General features: G+C 76.8%; 16 protein-coding genes. 6 read left to right on the top strand and 10 right to left on the bottom strand.

What is annotated here, in order from left to right; all coding sequences use genetic code 11:
- Positions 1-141 precede the first annotated feature (141 nt).
- Entirely contained in the window at positions 142-852 is a 711-nt protein-coding gene (locus ACI78S_RS00310) for a hypothetical protein (protein WP_456970188.1), read from the top strand.
- A 145-nt stretch (positions 853-997) separates the two neighbouring features.
- Here the strand turns inward: ACI78S_RS00310 and ACI78S_RS00305 are convergent, their stop codons facing one another.
- Complete coding sequence (locus tag ACI78S_RS00305; RefSeq protein WP_456970187.1) at positions 998-2815, bottom strand: ABC-F family ATP-binding cassette domain-containing protein; 1818 nt, start codon at positions 2813-2815, stop codon at positions 998-1000.
- A 350-nt stretch (positions 2816-3165) separates the two neighbouring features.
- On the opposite strand from ACI78S_RS00305, the gene ACI78S_RS00300 reads away from it, so the two are divergent.
- Positions 3166-3804, top strand: coding sequence for a hypothetical protein (locus ACI78S_RS00300; protein ID WP_456970186.1), 639 nt, complete (start codon positions 3166-3168; stop codon positions 3802-3804).
- 113 nt (positions 3805-3917) lie between these two features.
- On the opposite strand, the gene ACI78S_RS00295 is transcribed toward ACI78S_RS00300, so the two are convergent.
- Genes ACI78S_RS00295 through ACI78S_RS00275 form a run of 5 tightly spaced genes read right to left on the bottom strand, consistent with a single transcriptional unit; the run spans position 3918 to position 9200 of the window.
- Positions 3918-4805, bottom strand: a complete 888-nt coding sequence (locus tag ACI78S_RS00295; protein ID WP_456970185.1) for a transglutaminase family protein — start codon at positions 4803-4805, stop codon at positions 3918-3920.
- Positions 4802-5764, bottom strand: coding sequence for an alpha-E domain-containing protein (locus ACI78S_RS00290; protein ID WP_456970184.1), 963 nt, complete (start codon positions 5762-5764; stop codon positions 4802-4804). The genes ACI78S_RS00295 and ACI78S_RS00290 overlap by 4 nt, the downstream gene beginning before the upstream one ends.
- Positions 5758-7374, bottom strand: coding sequence for a circularly permuted type 2 ATP-grasp protein (locus tag ACI78S_RS00285; protein ID WP_456970183.1), 1617 nt, complete (start codon positions 7372-7374; stop codon positions 5758-5760). The genes ACI78S_RS00290 and ACI78S_RS00285 overlap by 7 nt, the downstream gene beginning before the upstream one ends.
- A 54-nt stretch (positions 7375-7428) precedes the next feature.
- Positions 7429-8190 carry a class I SAM-dependent methyltransferase gene (locus ACI78S_RS00280; protein WP_456970182.1) on the bottom strand — a complete coding sequence of 254 codons (762 nt, stop codon included), beginning with the start codon at positions 8188-8190 and terminating at the stop codon, positions 7429-7431.
- On the bottom strand, positions 8187-9200 hold the full coding sequence (locus tag ACI78S_RS00275) for a methylenetetrahydrofolate reductase C-terminal domain-containing protein (protein WP_456970181.1): 1014 nt from the start codon (positions 9198-9200) through the stop codon (positions 8187-8189). Before ACI78S_RS00275 ends, ACI78S_RS00280 begins: the two co-directional genes overlap by 4 nt.
- Before the next feature lie 108 nt (positions 9201-9308).
- Between ACI78S_RS00275 and ACI78S_RS00270 the strand changes: the two genes are divergently transcribed.
- Together ACI78S_RS00270 and ACI78S_RS00265 are read left to right on the top strand one after the other, a co-directional pair.
- A complete protein-coding gene (locus ACI78S_RS00270; protein WP_456970180.1) occupies positions 9309-10301 on the top strand; it encodes a pirin family protein in 993 nt (330 codons plus the stop codon).
- Positions 10302-10311: 10 nt separating this feature from the next.
- Complete coding sequence (locus ACI78S_RS00265; RefSeq protein WP_456970179.1) at positions 10312-11280, top strand: pirin family protein; 969 nt, start codon at positions 10312-10314, stop codon at positions 11278-11280.
- Here the strand turns inward: ACI78S_RS00265 and ACI78S_RS00260 are convergent.
- On the bottom strand, positions 11208-11591 hold the full coding sequence (locus ACI78S_RS00260) for a hypothetical protein (protein WP_456970178.1): 384 nt from the start codon (positions 11589-11591) through the stop codon (positions 11208-11210). The genes ACI78S_RS00265 and ACI78S_RS00260 overlap by 73 nt on opposite strands.
- On the opposite strand from ACI78S_RS00260, the gene ACI78S_RS00255 reads away from it, so the two are divergent.
- The gene (locus ACI78S_RS00255; RefSeq protein WP_456970177.1) at positions 11583-12020 is read left to right on the top strand and encodes a PPOX class F420-dependent oxidoreductase; all 438 of its coding nucleotides are present in this window, start codon (positions 11583-11585) and stop codon (positions 12018-12020) included. The two genes, ACI78S_RS00260 and ACI78S_RS00255, sit on opposite strands and share 9 nt — an antisense overlap.
- A gap of 24 nt (positions 12021-12044) precedes the next feature.
- Here the strand turns inward: ACI78S_RS00255 and ACI78S_RS00250 are convergent, their stop codons facing one another.
- From ACI78S_RS00250 to ACI78S_RS00240, 3 genes are all read right to left on the bottom strand, one after another.
- Entirely contained in the window at positions 12045-12818 is a 774-nt protein-coding gene (locus tag ACI78S_RS00250) for a VOC family protein (RefSeq protein WP_456970176.1), read from the bottom strand.
- Positions 12819-13093: 275 nt separating this feature from the next.
- Positions 13094-15169 carry a TPM domain-containing protein gene (locus tag ACI78S_RS00245; protein ID WP_456970175.1) on the bottom strand — a complete coding sequence of 692 codons (2076 nt, stop codon included), beginning with the start codon at positions 15167-15169 and terminating at the stop codon, positions 13094-13096.
- A gap of 96 nt (positions 15170-15265) precedes the next feature.
- Complete coding sequence (locus ACI78S_RS00240) at positions 15266-17218, bottom strand: TPM domain-containing protein (RefSeq protein ID WP_456970174.1); 1953 nt, start codon at positions 17216-17218, stop codon at positions 15266-15268.
- A 91-nt stretch (positions 17219-17309) separates the two neighbouring features.
- Between ACI78S_RS00240 and ACI78S_RS00235 the strand changes: the two genes are divergently transcribed.
- Positions 17310-17666, top strand: a complete 357-nt coding sequence (locus ACI78S_RS00235) for a Rieske (2Fe-2S) protein (protein WP_456970173.1) — start codon at positions 17310-17312, stop codon at positions 17664-17666.

The raw sequence follows: 17666 nt of genomic DNA, 5'->3' as shown, positions 1-17666 counted from the left end.
GCACGCTAGGGGGCGCGGGGAGCGGCGGGGATCCCCCGCGCGGCGGAAGCCGCGGGTGTCGCGTTCCGCCGCGCGACGGATGCGGATCGGTCCGTTCCGGCGGACGCCACTCACCCCCCGCCGTTCCTAGCGTCCCTGGCCATGACGACCAACGCGATCCCCACCGACGTGGCCCCGAGCGCCACGACCCCCCGCACCGCCCGCAGCGCCGGCTCGCTGCTCCTGCCGATCGCCGGCGGCGCGCTGATCCTCGGCTCGCTGCTCTACGCCGCCGGCATGGCCACCTCGCCGCCGCAGGACTCGATGGCCGACGCCGACTACATCGAGGCGCTCGCCCGCGACCCCGGGCAGACCGCGCTGTCGGCGCTGCTGCTGCACTACGGCAACATCGCCATGGGCCTGGGCTGGCTGGCCGCGCCGGCCCTCGTCCGCGGCCGGAAGGGCCGGATCCCGGCCGTCGTCGGCGCCCTCATGGCCGTCCTCGGCTCGGTGAGCGTGGCCGGCATGGTCCTGTTCGACTTCTGGACCGGGGCCGTCGGCCGTGAGCTGCCGTTCGACACCGCGGTCGACCTGTTCGGCACGGTGAGCGCGGCGCCGGCCCTCGGCATCGTCGGCACGATCACCCTGTTCGGCCTGCTCGGCCCGCTGGTGGTCTACGCCGGCCTGGCCCGCGCCGGCGTGACCGGCTGGTGGCTGCTCGCCCCCGCGGTGGCCGCGCTCGCGCTGTCCTTCGCGCTCACCTTCTCGCCGCTGCCCTACGCCGGTTTCGCGCTGATCAGCGCGGTCCCGGCCGCGGTGGTCGGCCTGCGGATGATCCAGCGCAACCGGGCCGAGGACGCGGTCGCGGCCTGACCCGCCGCGCACCGCGCCCACGCCGCTCGTGCCCTGCTCCGCCCGCGGAGCAGGGCACGAGCGCGCCGCACGCACCCGGCACGTATCTGGCACGGGCGCTCGTGCTCTGCCCTGGGTGATGGGCAGAGCACGAGCACGGCAGCGGTCAGCCTTCGGCGACCTCCGCCGCGGCGAGCCAGTCGGTCTCGACGCGGTCCTTCTCGGCGAGCAGCTCCCGCAGCCGCGCGTCGAGCTCCAGGACGCGGGCGTGGTCGGTGGCGGCCGCGGCGAGCGCTGCGTGCAGCTCCTCCTCCTCGGCGGCCAGCTTCTCCAGCCGGCGCTCGAGCCGCGCGGCCTCCTTGCGCGCGGTGCGCACCTCGGCCGCCGACGGACCGGCCGGCCGGGCCACCGCGCCGGGAGCGGGTCCCGGGCCGGCGCCGTCCGCGGGCCGCAGCCGCGCCTCCCCCGCGGCCCGGCGCGCGAGGTACTCCTCGACGCCACCGGGCAGCGCGGCCAGCGACCCGTCGCCCATGAGCGCGACCACCGAGTCGCAGACCCGGTCGACGAAGTACCGGTCGTGGCTGACCACCAGCACCGTGCCCGGGAAGGAGTCGAGCAGGTCCTCGAGCGCGGTCAGGGTGTCGATGTCCAGGTCGTTGGTCGGCTCGTCGAGCAGCAGCACGTTCGGCTCGCCCATGAGCAGCCGCAGCAGCTGCAGCCGGCGCCGCTCGCCGCCGGAGAGGTCGCCAACCGGCGTCCACTGCCGCGAGGCGGCGAAGCCGAACCGCTCGGCCAGCGACGACGCGGAGATCTCCTGGGCGCCGAACCGGGCGATCCGGGCGATCTCCTGCACCGCCTCGAGCACGCGCAGCCGGCCGGGCAGCTCGGCGACGTGCTGCGAGAGGTAGGCCGGCGCCACGGTCTGCCCGCGCACCACGCGGCCGCCGTCCGGCTCGACCTCGCCGACGAGCAGCCGCAGCAGCGACGTCTTGCCGGCGCCGTTGACGCCCACGACGCCGATCCGGTCACCCGGGCCGACGTGCCAGGTGAGGTCGCGGAACAGGGAGCGCCGGCCGTCCTCGGCCGGCACGGAGTACGACACGTCCTCGACGTCGTACACCGTCTTGCCGAGCCGGCGGGCGGCGAAGCCCTTGAGCGCGAGCGACTCGCGTGGCGGCGGCTCGTCGGCGATGAGCGCCTCCGCCGCCTCGATGCGGAAGCGCGGCTTGCTGGTGCGGGCCGGCGGCCCGCGGCGCAGCCAGGCCAGCTCCTTGCGCACCAGGTTCAGCCGCCGCTCCTCGGTGGCGGCGGCGATCCGGGCCCGCTCCGCGCGGGCGAGCGTGTAGGCCGAGTAGCCGCCCTCGTAGGAGAAGACCTTGCCCTCGGCGACCTCCCACGTGGTCGAGCAGACCTCGTCGAGGAACCACCGGTCGTGGGTGACGACGACGAGCGCGCCGACCCGGTTCCTCACGAAGTCGGCCAGCCAGGCCACGCCCTCGACGTCGAGGTGGTTGGTGGGCTCGTCGAGGACCAGCAGGTCCAGGGGGCGGATGAGCTGCGCGGCCAGCGCGACCCGGCGGCGCTCGCCACCGGACATGGCGGCCACCGGCGCGTCCAGGCCCAGCCGGTCGAGCTCCAGCCCGGTGAGCACGCTGCGCACCGCCGGGTCGGCGGCCCACTCGTGCTCGGCGGCGAACAGGCTCGCCGGCAGGACGACGTCGCGCACCGTCGTCCCCGGCGGGAGGGTGCCCGACTGGTCCAGGACGCCGAGGGCGATGTCGCCGCGGCGGGTGACCCGGCCCGAGTCGGGCTCCTCCGCGCCGGTGAGGACGCCGAGGAGGGTCGACTTGCCGCTGCCGTTGCGGCCCACCACGCCGATCCGCTCACCGGCGGCCACGCCCAGCGAGACGTCGTCCAGCAGCACCGTCGTGCCGTGCGCCTTGGAGACGCGCTCCAGGGCCAGGAGGTTCAGCGGTGCGCTCATGGGAGTCCCAGTATCACCGACCGCCCTCCGGGCCCCGCGTCGAGCGCGGGCGGGCCCACTAGTCGCGCCCAAGAGGGCCCCAAGTGATCCCGGCGAACCTGCTTCCCGAGCGGCCCGGCAGGGCGGTGGGCGCGCGAGGACCAGCACGGACCAGCACGGACCAGAACGACCAGCACGGACCAGCACGCAGGAACGCACGAGCGGGAGGCAGGACCATGGGTGCGGCGGCAGCACGGGAACAGCACGACGGGCTGCGGGAGCAGCGGCCCCGCATCCGCTCGGCGGGTGGGGCGGCCCGCCGGCCGGCGCGCCCCCCGGCCGCCACCTCGCCCACGGTGTGGGTGGGCCGGATGACCCACCGCCTGGTCGGCGCGCCGCCCGAGCACTCGCTGCTGCTGGTCAACTCCGACCGCTTCGCCCACGGCACGCCGGTCGACCTCACCGGTGCCGCCGGCCGCCGGCCGACCGGGTGGCTGGCCGACGTCCGCTACCGGGCCCGTGACGGGCACGTGCTGCGGATCGAGGTCTCCGACACGGTGGCCCGCCCCGAGCCGCCGCTGTGGTTCGCCGAGATCGGCCACGCGACCAGCGGCGTGCCCACCTTCTCCCTCGTCGCCTTCGCCGGCACCGCCTACCCGGCCGGCGCGCTGGTGGGCCCGCACGACGTGGCGCGCCGCGGTCTGCGGATGAGCGACCGGGTCGGCGAGATCCGCTGGTGGTGCCGCTCCGGCGTGGTCGAGGACGTCACCGTCGAGCCGGTGTTCCGGCGGCAGGGCATCGCCCGGGTGCTGGTCACCGCGGCCGAGGGTCTGCGGCTGGTCCGCGGCTGGGCGCCGCTGGTCGGCGACGGCCGGCTCACCGACGCGGGCGCCGAGTGGCTCGACGGCGCCCCCCTGTACTGGCGGGAGCGGCTCCCCGAGCGCACCGCCACCCTGCCCCCGGGCGACGAGCCCGAGGGACCGACCGGGGTCGCCCGCCTCCTCCGGTGACGCCGGTCAGCCTCCGGGCGGTACGGGCCGCCGCTCCCGCGGCCCGCACCCCCGGAGGTCGGCCCCTGCCGTGCCCGCCGCGGGCTCGCGGGCGGTGGGGCAGGGGTCCTCCTTCAGGCCAGGCGGGTGACCTCGACGGTCACGCTGTGGCCCTCGCTCCTCGGGCCCGAGAACAGGCCCTTGAACGGCGGGACGTCGCCGTAGTCCCGGCCGCGGCCGAGGGTGACGTGCCGGGGTCCGATCTCGACGGCGTTGGTCGGGTCGAAGCCGGTCCACCCGCCGTCCCACCACTCGACCCAGGCGTGGCTCTCCCCGGTGACCGGCGCGCCGATCGCCGCGTCGGGCCTCGGGTGCAGGTAGCCGGAGACGTAGCGGGCCGGCAGGCCCAGGGCCCGCAGCAGGCCGACGGTGACGTGCGAGATGTCCTGGCAGACGCCCTTGCCGGTGGTCCAGGCCTGCATGGCGTTGGTCTTCACGTTGGTCGCGCCGGACAGGTACTCCATGCGGTCGCGCACGAACCGGCAGACGACCGCCCCGGCCTCGTGCGGGTCGGCGCCGCCCACCGCCGCCCGCGCCTGCTCGACCACCGCGTCGTCCATCGCGGTCAGCCGGGTGGGGCCGAGCACCTCGCCGAAGCGGTCGCGCACGTCGCGGCCGGCCAGCTCCGCCCAGCCGAGGAAGCGGTGCAGCACCGGTTCCGGCCCCGCCTCGACGATCGAGGTGCCGGTGACGACCAGCTCCGAGTGCGGCACCTGCAGGTCGAACGCGGTGACCGTGGAGCCCCAGTAGTCGCGGTAGGCGAAGGCGGTCGCGGCCGGCTCGATCTCCACCCGGGAGCGCAGGGTGGTCTGCCGGCCGCTGTTCTCCGGCGTCAGCCGCGCCTCGTTGTAGGAGGAGCGGACCGGGCCGCTGTAGCGGAACGTCGTCCGGTGCACCACCTGCAGCCGCCACCGCTGCGCCGACGGCCGGGGACCCTGCACCTGCGTCTGGGTCTGCGTCACCCGACCTCCTCCGGCACCCACACCTGCGGCGCCTGCTCGGTGAAGAACCGGTGGGTCACGGCCGCGCTGGCCGCCGAGCAGGTGCGCTGCAGCTCCTCCAGCCGGGCGGGCAGCCCGGCGAGCAGCTGGTCGGGGGCCATGAACTCCAGCAGCGTCCGCGCCCGGCCGACGATGCGGTGCGCCTCGCCCGCGACGCCCACCCGGGTGGCCGCGCTGCCGGCGGAGCGCACCGGGGCCCGCTCCAGCTCGGCCAGGCACGCCTCGGCCTGCTCGAGGGCGGCGAACACCGAGCGCGGGAACAGCCGGTCCAGCAGCAGGAACTCCGCCGCCCGGCCGGAGTTGACCACGCCCCGGTAGGTGCGCAGGTAGGGCTCGTAGGCGCCGGTCGAGCGCAGCACGAGGGTCCAGGACGGCGCGGCGTCGCCGGCCAGCACCCGGGTGGAGAGCATCCGGGCGGTCATGTCCACCCGCTCCAGCGAGCGGCCCAGGATGAGGAACAGCCAGCTCTCGTCGCGGCTCATCGTGGCGTCGGCGAGGCCGAACACCATCGCCGAGCGCTCGCGCACGAACCGGAACAGCGAGTGCGGGCCGTACCGGCGGGCCATGGTGCGCTGCTGGGGCAGCGCGTTGTGGGTGACGTTGAGCGACTCCCAGATCTCCGCCGAGAGCACCTCGCGGGCGCCGCGCGCGTTCTCCCGCGCCGCCGACAGCGCCCCCACGATCGAGGAGGGGCTGCTGCGCTCGAAGGCCAGCGTGTCGAGCACCAGCTCGGTGTCGGCCTCCCCGCCCTGCACCGGGTGCCCCATGAGCGCGAGCAGGTTGGCGCAGGCCCGGCGCTCGTCGATCCACGGGTCCTCGACCAGCCGCTGGGTGTGCACGTCGAGGATGCGCGCGGTGTCGTCGGCCCGCTCCACGTAGCGGCCGATCCAGAACAGCGACTCGGCGATCCGGCTCAGCACGTCGCGCTCCCCACCGGAACGGCCATCTCGGTGGACTGCTGTTGCTGCTGCTGCGACTGGCCGACCGCCAGGTCGTTGAGCGGCCCCGGGTCCTGGTGCGGCGCGTCGCCGGAGAGGTCGGCGGCGCTGAACTCGATCGTCGTGTGGTCCGGCGCCGCCTCCTGCTCGGTGGCCGGCCTCGGTGGGCTGAGCACCCAGGTGTCCTTGGAGCCGCCGCCCTGGCTGGAGTTCACCACCAGCTCGCCCTCGGGCAGCGCCACCCGGGTCAGCCCGCCCGGCAGCACCCACACCTTCGACCCGTCGTTGACCGCGAACGGCCGCAGGTCCACGTGCCGCGGCGCGATCCGCCCGCCCACCAGCGTCGGGCAGGTGGACAGCCCGATCGGCTTCTGCGCGATCCAGTCCCGCGGCCGCGCCCGCACCTTGGCGGCGAGCTCGGTGAGCGTGCGCTCGTCGGCGCGCGGGCCGATCACGATGCCCTTGCCGCCGGAGCCGTCGACCGGCTTGAGCACCAGCTGGTCCAGCGACTCCAGCACCCACGCGACGGTGTCCTCGTCGTCGAGCCGGTGCGTCTCGGCGTTCTGCAGCACCGGCTCCTCGCCCAGGTAGTACCGCACGAGGTCGGGCACCCAGGTGTAGAGCAGCTTGTCGTCGGCGACGCCGTTGCCGACGGCGTTGGCGATGGTCACCCGCCCCGCGCGGGCCGCGTTGAGCACGCCGGCGCAGCCGATCACCGAGTCCGGCCGGAAGTGCACCGGGTCGAGGAACTCGTCGTCGATGCGCCGGTAGACGACGTCGACGCGGCGCTGGCCGTCGGTCGTCCGCATGCTCACCTGGTTGCCGGCGCACACCAGGTCGCGGCCCTCGACCAGCTCGACGCCCATCTGGCGGGCGAGCAGCGCGTGCTCGAAGTAGGCGGAGTTGTAGACGCCCGGGGTGAGGACGACGACGGTCGGGTCGCTGACGTTGGACGGGGCGGACGCCTTGAGCGCGGCCAGCAGGCGGGACGGGTAGTCGTCGACCGGCTGGACCCGGTGGTCGGCGAACAGCTCGGGCAGCACCTGGCTCATCGCCGACCGGTTGGTGATCACGTAGCTGACGCCCGACGGCGAGCGCAGGTTGTCCTCCAGCACGCGGAAGTCGCCCGCCTCGTCGCGCACCAGGTCGATGCCGGCCACGTGCACCCGGACCCCGTTGGGCGGCACCAGGCCGTGCGCCTGGCGGTGGAAGTGCGCGCTGGTGGTGACGACGCTGCGCGGCACCACCCGGTCGGCGAAGACCTCGCCGGCGCCGTAGACGTCGGCGAGGAAGGCCTCCAGCGCGAGCACCCGCTGCGCGACGCCGCGCTCGATGACGTCCCACTCCTCCGACCCGATCACCCGCGGCACGATGTCCAGCGGGAACGGCTGCTCCTCGCCCGCGTGCGCGAAGGTGACGCCGGCGTCGCGGTAGGTCTGCGAGAGCAGGTCGGCCCGGGCCGCCAGCTCCTCGCCCGCCATCGGCTGCAGGGAGGAGAACAACCCCGCGTAGGCGGGCCGCGCCTGGAGCGGACGGTCGAACATCTCGTCCCACTGCTGCCCGAGCGGGTAGCCGTCGAAGAGGTCCGCCATGGAGCGCAACCTAGTTCCGCCGTGTTGCCCGCGCGTTTCGGACACGTGAGGCGGTCAGCCGGCCGCGGCGAGACCCAGCCACGGGCGCAGCTCCCCGGCCGCCAGCAGGTCGGCCACGCGGCCGGCCTGCTCCCGCGCCTGGCGCAGCTGCGGGGAGCCGGCGTGCCGCCGGGCGACCTCGGCGTCCACGGCGTCGGCGCGCCGGTCCCACTCCGGCGGGCTGTCGCGCAGGTCGGCCTCCGCCGTCGCCTCCAGGGCGAACCCGGCCGCCGCGAGCAGGGCCTCGAGCTCGCCGGTCGCGGGGAACTCGTTGCCCTCCGGCGCGGGCCGGGTCAGCGGCCCGTCGGCGACGAAGACGAGCAGGCCCAGCCGGCCGCCGTCGGCCAGCACCCGCCGCAGCTCCGCCAGCGCCGCGCCCTTGTCGGACAGGGTGCACAGCACGCCCAGGCACCAGGCGGCGTCGAAGGACGCCGCCGGGAACGGCAGCGCCTGGGCCGCGGCCACGACGGCGGGCAGGCCGAAGAGCCGGCGGGCGGCGGCGACGGCGTCGGCCATCGGCTCGGCGCACACCGGGCGCACCCCGTGCTCGGCGGCCAGCCACCCCGCCGGGCCGCCGAGGCCGGCGCCGTCGTCGAGGACGCGGCCGCCCGGCCGCAGCGCGAGGCCGTCGGCCAGCCACCGCAGCGCCCCCTCGCTGCCGCTGCCCCGGCAGCCGGCCGGGATCGCGTGCTCGGGCCCGAGCGCCCGGACGGCCTCCTCCGTCCACGCCGCGACGGTGCCGAACTCGGCCTCCATCGCCCCGCTGTCGAGCGTCATCCGCGGATCCTGGTCGCGACCTCGGCCTTCACACGGGCACCCTCGTCCTCCCCGCGCGCCGACGCCAGCCCGGAGAGGTTGACGCCCACCACCCCGGGCACCGCCAGCAGCGCCCGTGCCTCCTCCACCGCCGCGGCGATGCCCGCTTCCCGCGGGTCGGGCGCCGCGAGCACCCGGTCGACGACGGCGCCGTCCAGGTGCAGCCCGGGGAAGGCCTGCAGCACCCGGGCCGAGCGCTCGTCGGTGTAGACGGCGACCGCGGCGAGGAAGGGCAGCGTGGCGCCGGCGGCCCGGGCCGCCGCCACGAAGGCGGCCACCCGTTCCGGCGCGCGCACGTGGTTGAGCACGCACAGCGCCGCGCCGGCGCGCTGCTTCTGCGCCACGCGCGCGGGCCGCAGGGCGGTCGGCGGCGCCTCCGGGGACTCCGGGACGGCGGCCGAGAGCCCCGACCCAGCGGCCAGCGCGGCCAGCCGCGTGCCGTCGAGGTCGAAGACCTGCGTGGTGCCCGGGCGCGCCGACGGCCCGCGGGCGTCCCCGGTCACGCAGAGGACGCCGTCCACCCCGAGCGCCGCGAGACCGGCCAGCTCCTGCTCGAGGACCACCCGGTTGCGGTCGCGGCAGGCCAGCGTCGTCCAGAGCCGCCCGCCGGCGGCGAGCACCTCCGCGGCGAACAGGGTCGGCGGGAAGTCCGGGCGGTTGGCGTGCTCCCCGACCAGGACGGCGTCGGCGACCGGGGCCAGCACGTCGACGACCCGGCACACCGAGGAGCGGTCGAACGGCACGACGGTGAGGTCGACCAGCACCACCGGCCGGTGCGCGGCCCGCTCCAGCAACCCGCCGGGGCGGGGCCGGGGCACCGGCCGCGCGGGCTCCGGCCACGGCACCAGCGGGGTGTCGGCGAACACGCAGCGGTGCGGGGCCACCTCGCAGGCGCCGTCGTCGCGGACGCCCCCGCACGGCCCGAACACCATGCGTTTCGGGCACCCGGGGCGGCCGGCGTCGTCGTCCACCCGCCGATCGTGCACCGGATCGAGACCGTCCGCCGACGCGGGAACACAACGGGCCCGCGGCACGCTAGAGTCGCCACTAGTTGAGCTCTCAACTCAAGGAGGCCCACCATGCCGGCCATCACCGTCGAGGACACCACCACGCTCCCCCGCGTCCCGCTCCCCGCGCCGCGCACCGTCCGCCGCCGGGTCCGCTCGGTGACCACCGCGCCGTCGGGCTTCGAGGGCGAGGGCTTCCCGGTGCGCCGCGCCTTCGCAGGGGTGGACCTGCGCGACCTCGACCCGTTCATCCACATGGACCAGATGGGCGAGGTCGAGTACGCGCCCGGTGAGCCCAAGGGCACCGCCTGGCACCCGCACCGCGGCTTCGAGACCGTCACCTACATCATCGACGGCACCTTCGAGCACGCCGACAGCCACGGCGGCGGCGGGACCATCAGCAACGGCGACACCCAGTGGATGACCGCCGGCGGCGGCGTCCTGCACATCGAGCGGCCGCCGGAGCACCTCGTCGTCAGCGGCGGGCTGTTCCACGGCCTGCAGCTGTGGGTGAACCTGCCGCGGGCGCAGAAGTGGGTGGAGCCCCGCTACCAGGACCTGCGGGCCGACCAGTCGGTGCTCCTGGCCAGCCAGGACGCCGGCGCCTTCCTCCGGGTCATCGCCGGCGACGTCGCCGGGCACACCGGGCCGGGCAGCACCTACACGCCGATGGCGATGGTGCACGCGACGATCGCGCCGGGCGCGACCCTCGACCTGCCGTGGCGGCCGGACTTCAACGCGCTGGTCTACGTCCTCTCCGGCGCCGGCTCGGTCGGCCCCGACGCGCAGCCGGTGCGCACCGGGCAGCTGGCGGTGTTCGGCCCCGGCGACACGATCACCGTCAGCGGCGCGAGGCAGCAGGAGTCGCGGACGCCGTCGCTCGACGTGGTCGTCCTCGGCGGGCAGCCGATCCGCGAGCCGATCGCCATGTACGGGCCGTTCGTGATGAACACCCGGCAGGAGGTGCTCGACGCCTTCACCGACTTCCAGGCCGGCCGGCTCGGGTCGGTCCCGGCGCAGCGGGTCCCCCACGCAGCGGTGCGCGGCGAGGCCGGGCAGGAGTAGGAAGCACCCCATGAGCAACCTCGACCGCCGGCCGACCCCCCGCGAGCTGGGCGGGCTCGAGCAGACCTCCGCCCGCCCGGCGCTGGAGCTGCTGCCCGGCAAGGAGGTCCTGCTCGGGGAGAGCACGCGCGTCCGCCGGCTGCTGCCCACGCTCGGGCGGCGGCTGGTGGGCGCGTGGGCGTTCGTCGACCACTACGGCCCCGACGACATCGCGTCGTCCCCGGGGATGCAGGTGGCGCCGCACCCGCACACCGGGCTGCAGACCGTGTCGTGGCTGCTGGAGGGCGAGGTGCACCACCGCGACTCGCTCGGCAGCGACGTCACCTTCGGCCCGGGCCAGCTGGCGCTGATGACCGCCGGCCGCGGCATCGCGCACTCGGAGCAGTCGCCGGCGACGCATCCGCGCTTCCTGCACGGCGCGCAGCTGTGGGTGGTGCTGCCCGAGGGCTCCCGCGAGGTGGCGCCGGCGTTCGAGCACCACGCGACGCTGCCCGGGTTCGACTCCGACGGGGCGCGCGCGACCGTGCTGATCGGCTCGTTCGGCGGCGCGACCTCGCCGGGCACCGCCCACACGCCGCTGGTCGGGGTCGACCTCGCGCTGGCCGCCGGGGCCGACGTCGAGGTGCCGCTGGAGCCGGGGTTCGAGCACGCGGTGCTGGCGGCCTCGGGCTCCGCGAGCGTCGAGGACGCACCGCTGGCGCACGGCACGATGGCCTACCTCGGCACCGGCCGGCGCACGCTGCGGCTGCGCGCCGAGGAGCCGGCGAAGGTGCTGCTGCTCGGCGGCGAGCCGTTCGAGGAGCGGATCGTCATGTGGTGGAACTTCGTCGGCCGCTCCGGGGAGGAGATCGCCGACTACGCCGCCGACTGGAACGAGGAGCGCGGCCGGTTCGCCCCCGTCGTCGGCTACGACGGCGACCGCCTCGAGGCCCCGCCGCTGCCGCCCGTCCCGCTCAGGGCCCGCGGCCGCGAGCGCTGATCGCGCGCCCGGAGGCCGTGGCGCACCAGCCAGCCCGCGCCCAGCACCACACCGGGCACGAGGAACACCAGGAGCACGTTCTCGGCGGTGAACCGGCCGCTGACCAGCAGGCCGAGGCAGACCAGCACCCCGACGGCGCCGCCGGCGAGCAGCACGACGGCGAGCACGGCGTCCCCGGAGGGCGGCGTCCCGCGCGCAGCAGCCATGCCGGCCTCCCCGTCGTAGGCCAGCATGGTGCCACCGATCGGCCGGGGCGGGGTCGCCCCGGTGTGCGACGGCGCGGGCTGCGGCAGGCTGGTCGCATGCCGCACGACCTCGATCCCCGCATGCTCGACGTCCTGGCCGAGAACCGGTGGGGCGTGCTCGCGACGCTCAAGCGGGACGGCCGGCCGCAGGTGTCGACCATCGGCTACGCCTACGACCGCGACGCCGGGCTGATCAGGATCTCGGTGACCGACGACCGGGTGAAGACGCGCAACCTCCGGCGCGATCCGCGGGCCACGCTGCACGTGCGGGGCGAGGACCTCTGGACGTGGGTCGCCGTCGAGGGCACCGCCGAGCTGACGCCGGTGGCCGCCGACCCGCACGACGCGACGGTGGAGGAGCTGATCACCTACTACCGGGGCACGGCCGGGGAGCACCCGGACTGGGACGAGTACCGGGCCGCCATGGTCGCCGACCGCCGGCTCGTGGTCCGGCTGCGGCCCGAGCACGCCTACGGGCAGCTGCCGCGCGGGTGAGCCGCGCGGCAGCCGCCGTGCGGCTCAGCCCTGCTCGACGTCCTGCAGCACCTCGAACGCCGCGCCCCACGGGTCCTCGACGACGGCGAAGCGCCCGAACGGGGTGTCCTCGGGGCGGGTGAGCACCTTGCCCCCCTGCGCCTCCACCCGCGCCACGGTGTCGTCGGCCGACGCGACGCCGAAGCAGACGAGCCAGCCGCGCGGGATGTCGGGCATCGGGCCGCCCAGGCCGCCCTGCGGGTACTCGGGGGTCCGCTCGTCGGTGCGGAAGGTGGTGTAGCCCTCCACGCCCTCGACCGCGTCGAAGGTGTAGCCGAAGACGGCGCCGTAGAAGGCGCGGGCGGACTCGGGGTCGTCGAAGGTCGCCTCGTTCCACGCGACCGTGCCCGGCTCGCTGTGCCGCTGGAAGCCGGAGTGCTCGCGCGCCTCCCAGAGGCCGAACGGGTTGCCCTGCGGGTCGAGCGCGATGGTCATGACGCCGTACGGCGCGACCTCCATGGGCGCGACGACGACGGTGCCGCCGGCCGCGGTGATCCGGTCGACTGCGGCCGCGGAGTCGTCGGTGGCGAAGTAGGTCGTCCAGGCCACCGGGTCGGACTCCTGGACGCGCGGGCCGAGCCCGGCGACCATCCGGCCGTCGCGGACGGCGTTGAGGTAGCCGCCGTACTCCTCGTCGCCGCCGGTGAACTCCCAGCCGAACAGGCCGCCGTAGAACTCCCGGGCGGCGGCGACGTCGGCCGCGCCGTAGTCGACCCAGCAGGGCGTGCCGGTCGGCCAGGCGGTGTCACGGGTGGGCATGTCTCCTCCTCGGGGATCGGCCCCGCTGCCGGGGCCCGCCGCGAGGGTGCGAGCGGTGGGGCAGCGGGGTGCTGGCAGCACCGTCCTCGCGGGGGCCGACAGTTTCCGCGCGCGGGTCGAGCGACCAGCGCCCCGGCGCCGGCCCCGTGGGCTCGGAGACCACCGGGGGTCGGGCGGCGGTGGTCCAGGGCGGGCGCGATGCCGCCACGAGTCGACAGCCGCACGGTCGCCCTGCTGCAGGGACTCGCCGCGGGCGGGTGAGCAGCAGGGCCCTCCTAGAAGTCCCCGCCCCCGCCGAAGTCGCCGCCGAAGTCCCCGCCGCCCCCGAAGTCGCCGCCCCCGCCGAAGTCGCCGCCGGACGCCGAGAAGTCACCGCCGAAGTCGGCGTCGTGGTCGCCGAACAGCAGCCCGCCGAGCACGAGGCCACCCAGACCCCAGCCGAGGGCGTTGCCCCCGCCGCCGCGGCCGTAGCCGTAACCCGGCCGCCCGTAGCCGTGGCCCGGCCCGCCGTAGCCGCCGCCGTAGCCGCCGCCCCAGCCGTAGCCGGTGCGCTGCGACCAGCGCTGCACGTCGTCCTGCGCGAGGTCGAGCGCGTAGCGGGCGAGCTGGTCGGATGTCTGCGCCTCGCGCAGCGCGCGGACCGGGTCGTCGTGGGCCGTGCGGGCGGAGGCCTCGAGGTGCCGCTCGGCCTCCGCGAGCCGGGTGCGGGCCTCGCTGCCCACGGCCCCGCGGCGGGTGCTGATGAAGTCGCCGGCCGCGGCGACCGCCGAGCGGGCGGTGAGCAGCGCCTGCTCCAGCGCCTCGGTCGCCCGCCGGCGGTTGGTCTCGGCGTCGCGCGCGCTCTGCAGCGCCTGCTCCAGGGCCGCGTCGGCCTCCTCGATCCGGCGCAGCGCGCCGAGCGGGTCGGGCAGGCCGCCGTCGGCCGGGTGCAGCGCCGTCTCCGCCGACGCCAGCTCTGCCTGCGCCCGGGCGACGTGCGGCTGCAGGCCGTCCCGGTCGCCGGACCGCATGAGCGCCCGGGCCTCGGCAAGGTCGGCCTCGGTCTCGGCCCGGGCCGCGGCGAGCCGCTGCTCGGCGGCGGTGAGGTCCTCGGCCAGCCGGTCGATCGCGTCCAGCAGCGTCGTGGTCTGGGTGACCGCGTCCTCGGCCGGGCGGAGCCGGGCCACGGCTTGACCCGTCTGCCCGCTCTGCTGCGCCTCGCGGGCCTGGCCGAGCAGCTGCCCGGCCGCGTCCAGCCGGGCGCCGGCCTCCTGCACGTTCACCGCCACGGGACCGAGCGCGGACGCCGCGTACCGGGCCCGCAGGTCGTCGAGCCTGCGCTCCTGCGCGGGCAGCCGCTGCCGCAGCGCGTCGATCCGGCGGCCGAGCTCCTCGATGGCCTGCGGCGCCTGCGCCTCCTGGGCCCGCAGCGCGTCGAGGGCCGCGGCCTGCTCCTCGAGCCGCCGGGACGCGGCGTCGGTGAGCGCGAGCAGCTCGGTCAGCATCCGCCGCCGGGTCGGCTCGTCCTCGGGGATCTCGTCGTCGAGCTCCTGGCGGATGGTGAACGCCCGGGCCAGCTCGCCGCGGCTGCGCTCCAGCGCCTCGTCGGCGCCCCCGACGGCGTCGGCGCCGAAGTGGGTGCGGGCGAAGTCGACGTTGACCTGGGCGGTGCGCACGCGCTCGTCGAGGTCGAGCAGGGCCTCGCTGGCCCGGCCGTTGAGCGTCTCGGTGGGCGTGCCCGCGTGGGGGTCGGGCGCCGGGAGCTGCCCGCGGTCACCGGCCGGCAGCTCCGCGCGGCCGCGCCGGCGGCGAGAGCGGAAGAACAGGTAGCCGCCGGCGGCCAGGAGCACGAGCACCAGCAGGACGGCGAGGACGGCGCCCCCGCCTCCGCCGCCGGACGACGACCCCGAGGACGTCGCCGCCGGGGAGCCCCCGAGGGCCTCGGCCGCGGTCGTGACCAGCTCCTCGTAGTCCCCGCTGTCGAGCTGCGCCCCGATCTCGCCGGCCGCCTGGTTGAGCTCGGTCTGGTCGTCGGTCTGCCCGGCGTAGAAGCCACCGATGCCCTCGTCGGTGGCCACCGCGAGGACCACCTGGTCGCCGGAGAAGCCGGAGGCCTCGAAGGTGTCCCGCGCCCACTGCTGGCCGGTGGCCCCGTCGAAGCTGTCGACGTACGCCACGTACATCTGGGTGCCGGTGTCGGTGCGCAGCTGGTCGAGCGTCTCCTGGACCTCGGCCTCCTCGCCGGCGGACAGCACGTCGGCCGAGTCGGTGACCGGCTGGGACAGCGCGGACGGGGCCTCGGCGAGCGCCGGCGCGGCACCGGCGACCAGCAGGGTGGCGAGGACGCCGAGGACGATCGTCAGGCGACGCACGGTTCGCAGACCTCCAGGTGCGAGGGCCGCCCGCTCGGGACGTCCCGGACTCTACGCACGCGCGAGCGGCGCGGGAGGTTCCCGGTCGTACCCGTGTCAGAACCGCCCGCCACCACCGCGCCGGCCGCCACCGGAGCGGCGGCCGCCTCCTCCGGAGCGGCGGCCCCCCGAGGAGCGGGACGACGACCGGTAGGTGGAGCGACGCGAGGAGCGGTAACCACCGCCGGAGCCGCCGAACCCTCCCCCGCCCCAGGTCCAGCCGCCCCCGCCGCTCCCCCATCCGCCACCCCGGCCCCCTCCGGCGGGGACGGGCGGGGCCAGGTCGCGGTGCGCGGCGCTCTGCGCGGCCTGCGCCTGCGCCGTCGCCCGTTCGGCGGCGGCCACGGCCGCCGCGGCGTCGACGGCGGCGGCGGCCTCGGCCTGGGCCAGCCACCGCTGCGCCTCCGAGAGCGCGGTGCGCGCGCCGACCCCCACCGCGGAGCCGCGGGTCAGCACGAGGTCCTGCGCGCCGGCCACCCGCGCGCGGGCGCCGGCGAGGGCCCGGTCCAGGCGCGCCCTCGCGGCGACCTGCCGGGCCTGCTCGTCCCTGGCCCGGCCGAGCGCCTCGTCGAGCGCGGTGTCGGCCGCCGTCAGCTTCTCCAGCGCGGTCAGCGGGTCGGGCGGGGCGGCGCCGGCGAGGGCGTCCACCTCGGCAAGGGCCTGCTCCGCGCGGGCCACCTGCTCGGCCAGGCCGGTCCGCTCGGTCCCCGAGGCGGCCAGAGAACGGGCCTCCGCCAGGTCGCGCTCGGCGTCGGCCCGGGCCGCCGGGAGCCCGGCGGCGGCGCCCTCGAGCTCGGCCGCGCGGCGGCCGATCGCGTCGAGCAGCGTCGCGGCCTGGCTCAGCGCCGCCTCGGCCCGGCGGACGGCGGGGGCGGCGAGACCCGCCCGGCCCGCCGCGAGCTCGGCCCGCCCGGTCGCCACGGCCTCCTGCGCCGCGGTCAGCCGGGCCCGGGCCTCGGCGTCGTTGTCGTCCTCGGGCTCGAGCGCGGTCCGCGCCCACCGCTCGCGCAGCCGGGCCAGCGCCGCCTCCTCCTGCGGCAGCCGGTCCCCGAGCTCGCCCAGGCGCGCGGCGAGACCGTCGAGCAGCTGCGGCGCGTTCCGCTCCAGGTCGCGGAGCCGGGCGAAGGCGGCGGCCTGGGCGTCGAGCTTCTCGTCGGCGGACCCGGCCAGGGCGAGCAGCCGCGCCAGCAGCTTGCGGGTCGCCAGGTCGTCCTCGGGGTGCTCGTCGTCCAGCTGCTGGCGGACCGCGAACGCCTGCTCCATCTCGGCCCGCGCGGCGGCGAACGAGGCGGCGGCGTCGGCCACCTCCGCCTCGCCGTACTGCTGCCGCGCGAAATCGAGGTCGACCGAGGAGGCGCGCAGCGCCTCGTCGACGGCCAGCAGCGCCTCGGCGGCCCGGCCCCTGACCGACTCGGTCGGCTCGCCGGGGAACGGGTCCTCCCGGCGGATCCGCTCCTCCTCGGCCCTGCGCCGCGCGCGCACCCGGTTCAGCCAGACCAGGCCGGCGACGACCAGGACGACGGCGGCGACGACCAGCACGGCCGGCCAGATCGACGTGGGCTGCAGGCCGTCGGCGAACGCCACGACCGCGCCGGCCCAGTCGTCGTCGGCCAGCCGTGGCTCGACGTCGGAGATGAGGAGGTCCTCCAGGTCGTCGTCGGAGAGCCGGAACCCCTCGTCGACCGAGTAGCCGTACGCGCGGTCGGCGACGGCCACGGCCAGCAGCACGTCGCCGCCGCCGAGCTGCGAGGCCGCGGCGGTGTCCTCGGCCCAGTCGAAGCCGTCGGCGCCGTCGAAGGAGTCGACGAACACGACCCACAGCTGGGTGCCGTCGGCGTCGCGCAGCTCCTGCAGCGCGGCGTCGACGTCGTCCCGTCCGCCGGCGGTGAGCACCCCGGCCTCGTCGGTGACCTGCTCGTCGAGCCGGAACGGCGCCTCGGCGAGCGCGGGGGCGCCGGCCGGCAGCACCAGCCCCGCCAGCAGAGCGAGGACGACGAGCAGCCGGCGCACGGCGGGCACCTCCGGACGACGCGGTTTCGCGGGCGCCGGGACCCTACCGGCGCGGGGGGTCGCGCGGGGCGTCGGTGGGTAGGGCGCCGCGGTGAGCGCAGCCGACCGCATCCCCGCCGCCGACCTCCCCGACCGGACCGTCCGCCGCCTGGGCGACTGGGCGGTGGGCAACCGCGGCGGGGAGTACTTCGCGGTCTCCCGCCGCTGCCGGCACCAGCTGGCCGACCTGGCCGAGGGCAGCGTCGACGCCGACGGGTGCCTGGTCTGCCCCTGGCACGGGAGCCGCTACGACGTCCGCACCGGGGAGATGGTCGAGGGCCCGCGGGGGTTCCTCGGCTACCACGGGCCGACGCCGGGCTACACGCAGTTCGTGCGGGCCTACGCCAGGGTGCTCAGGCTGCGCGTCCGCCGCGCCCTGCGCCGCGGCGACGACGTCGTCCTGGGGTGA

Source organism: Geodermatophilus sp. SYSU D00815 (genome assembly GCF_054050035.1).
Note: the sequence above shows the minus strand (reverse complement) of the source record. Positions and strands in the feature narration are given on the sequence as shown.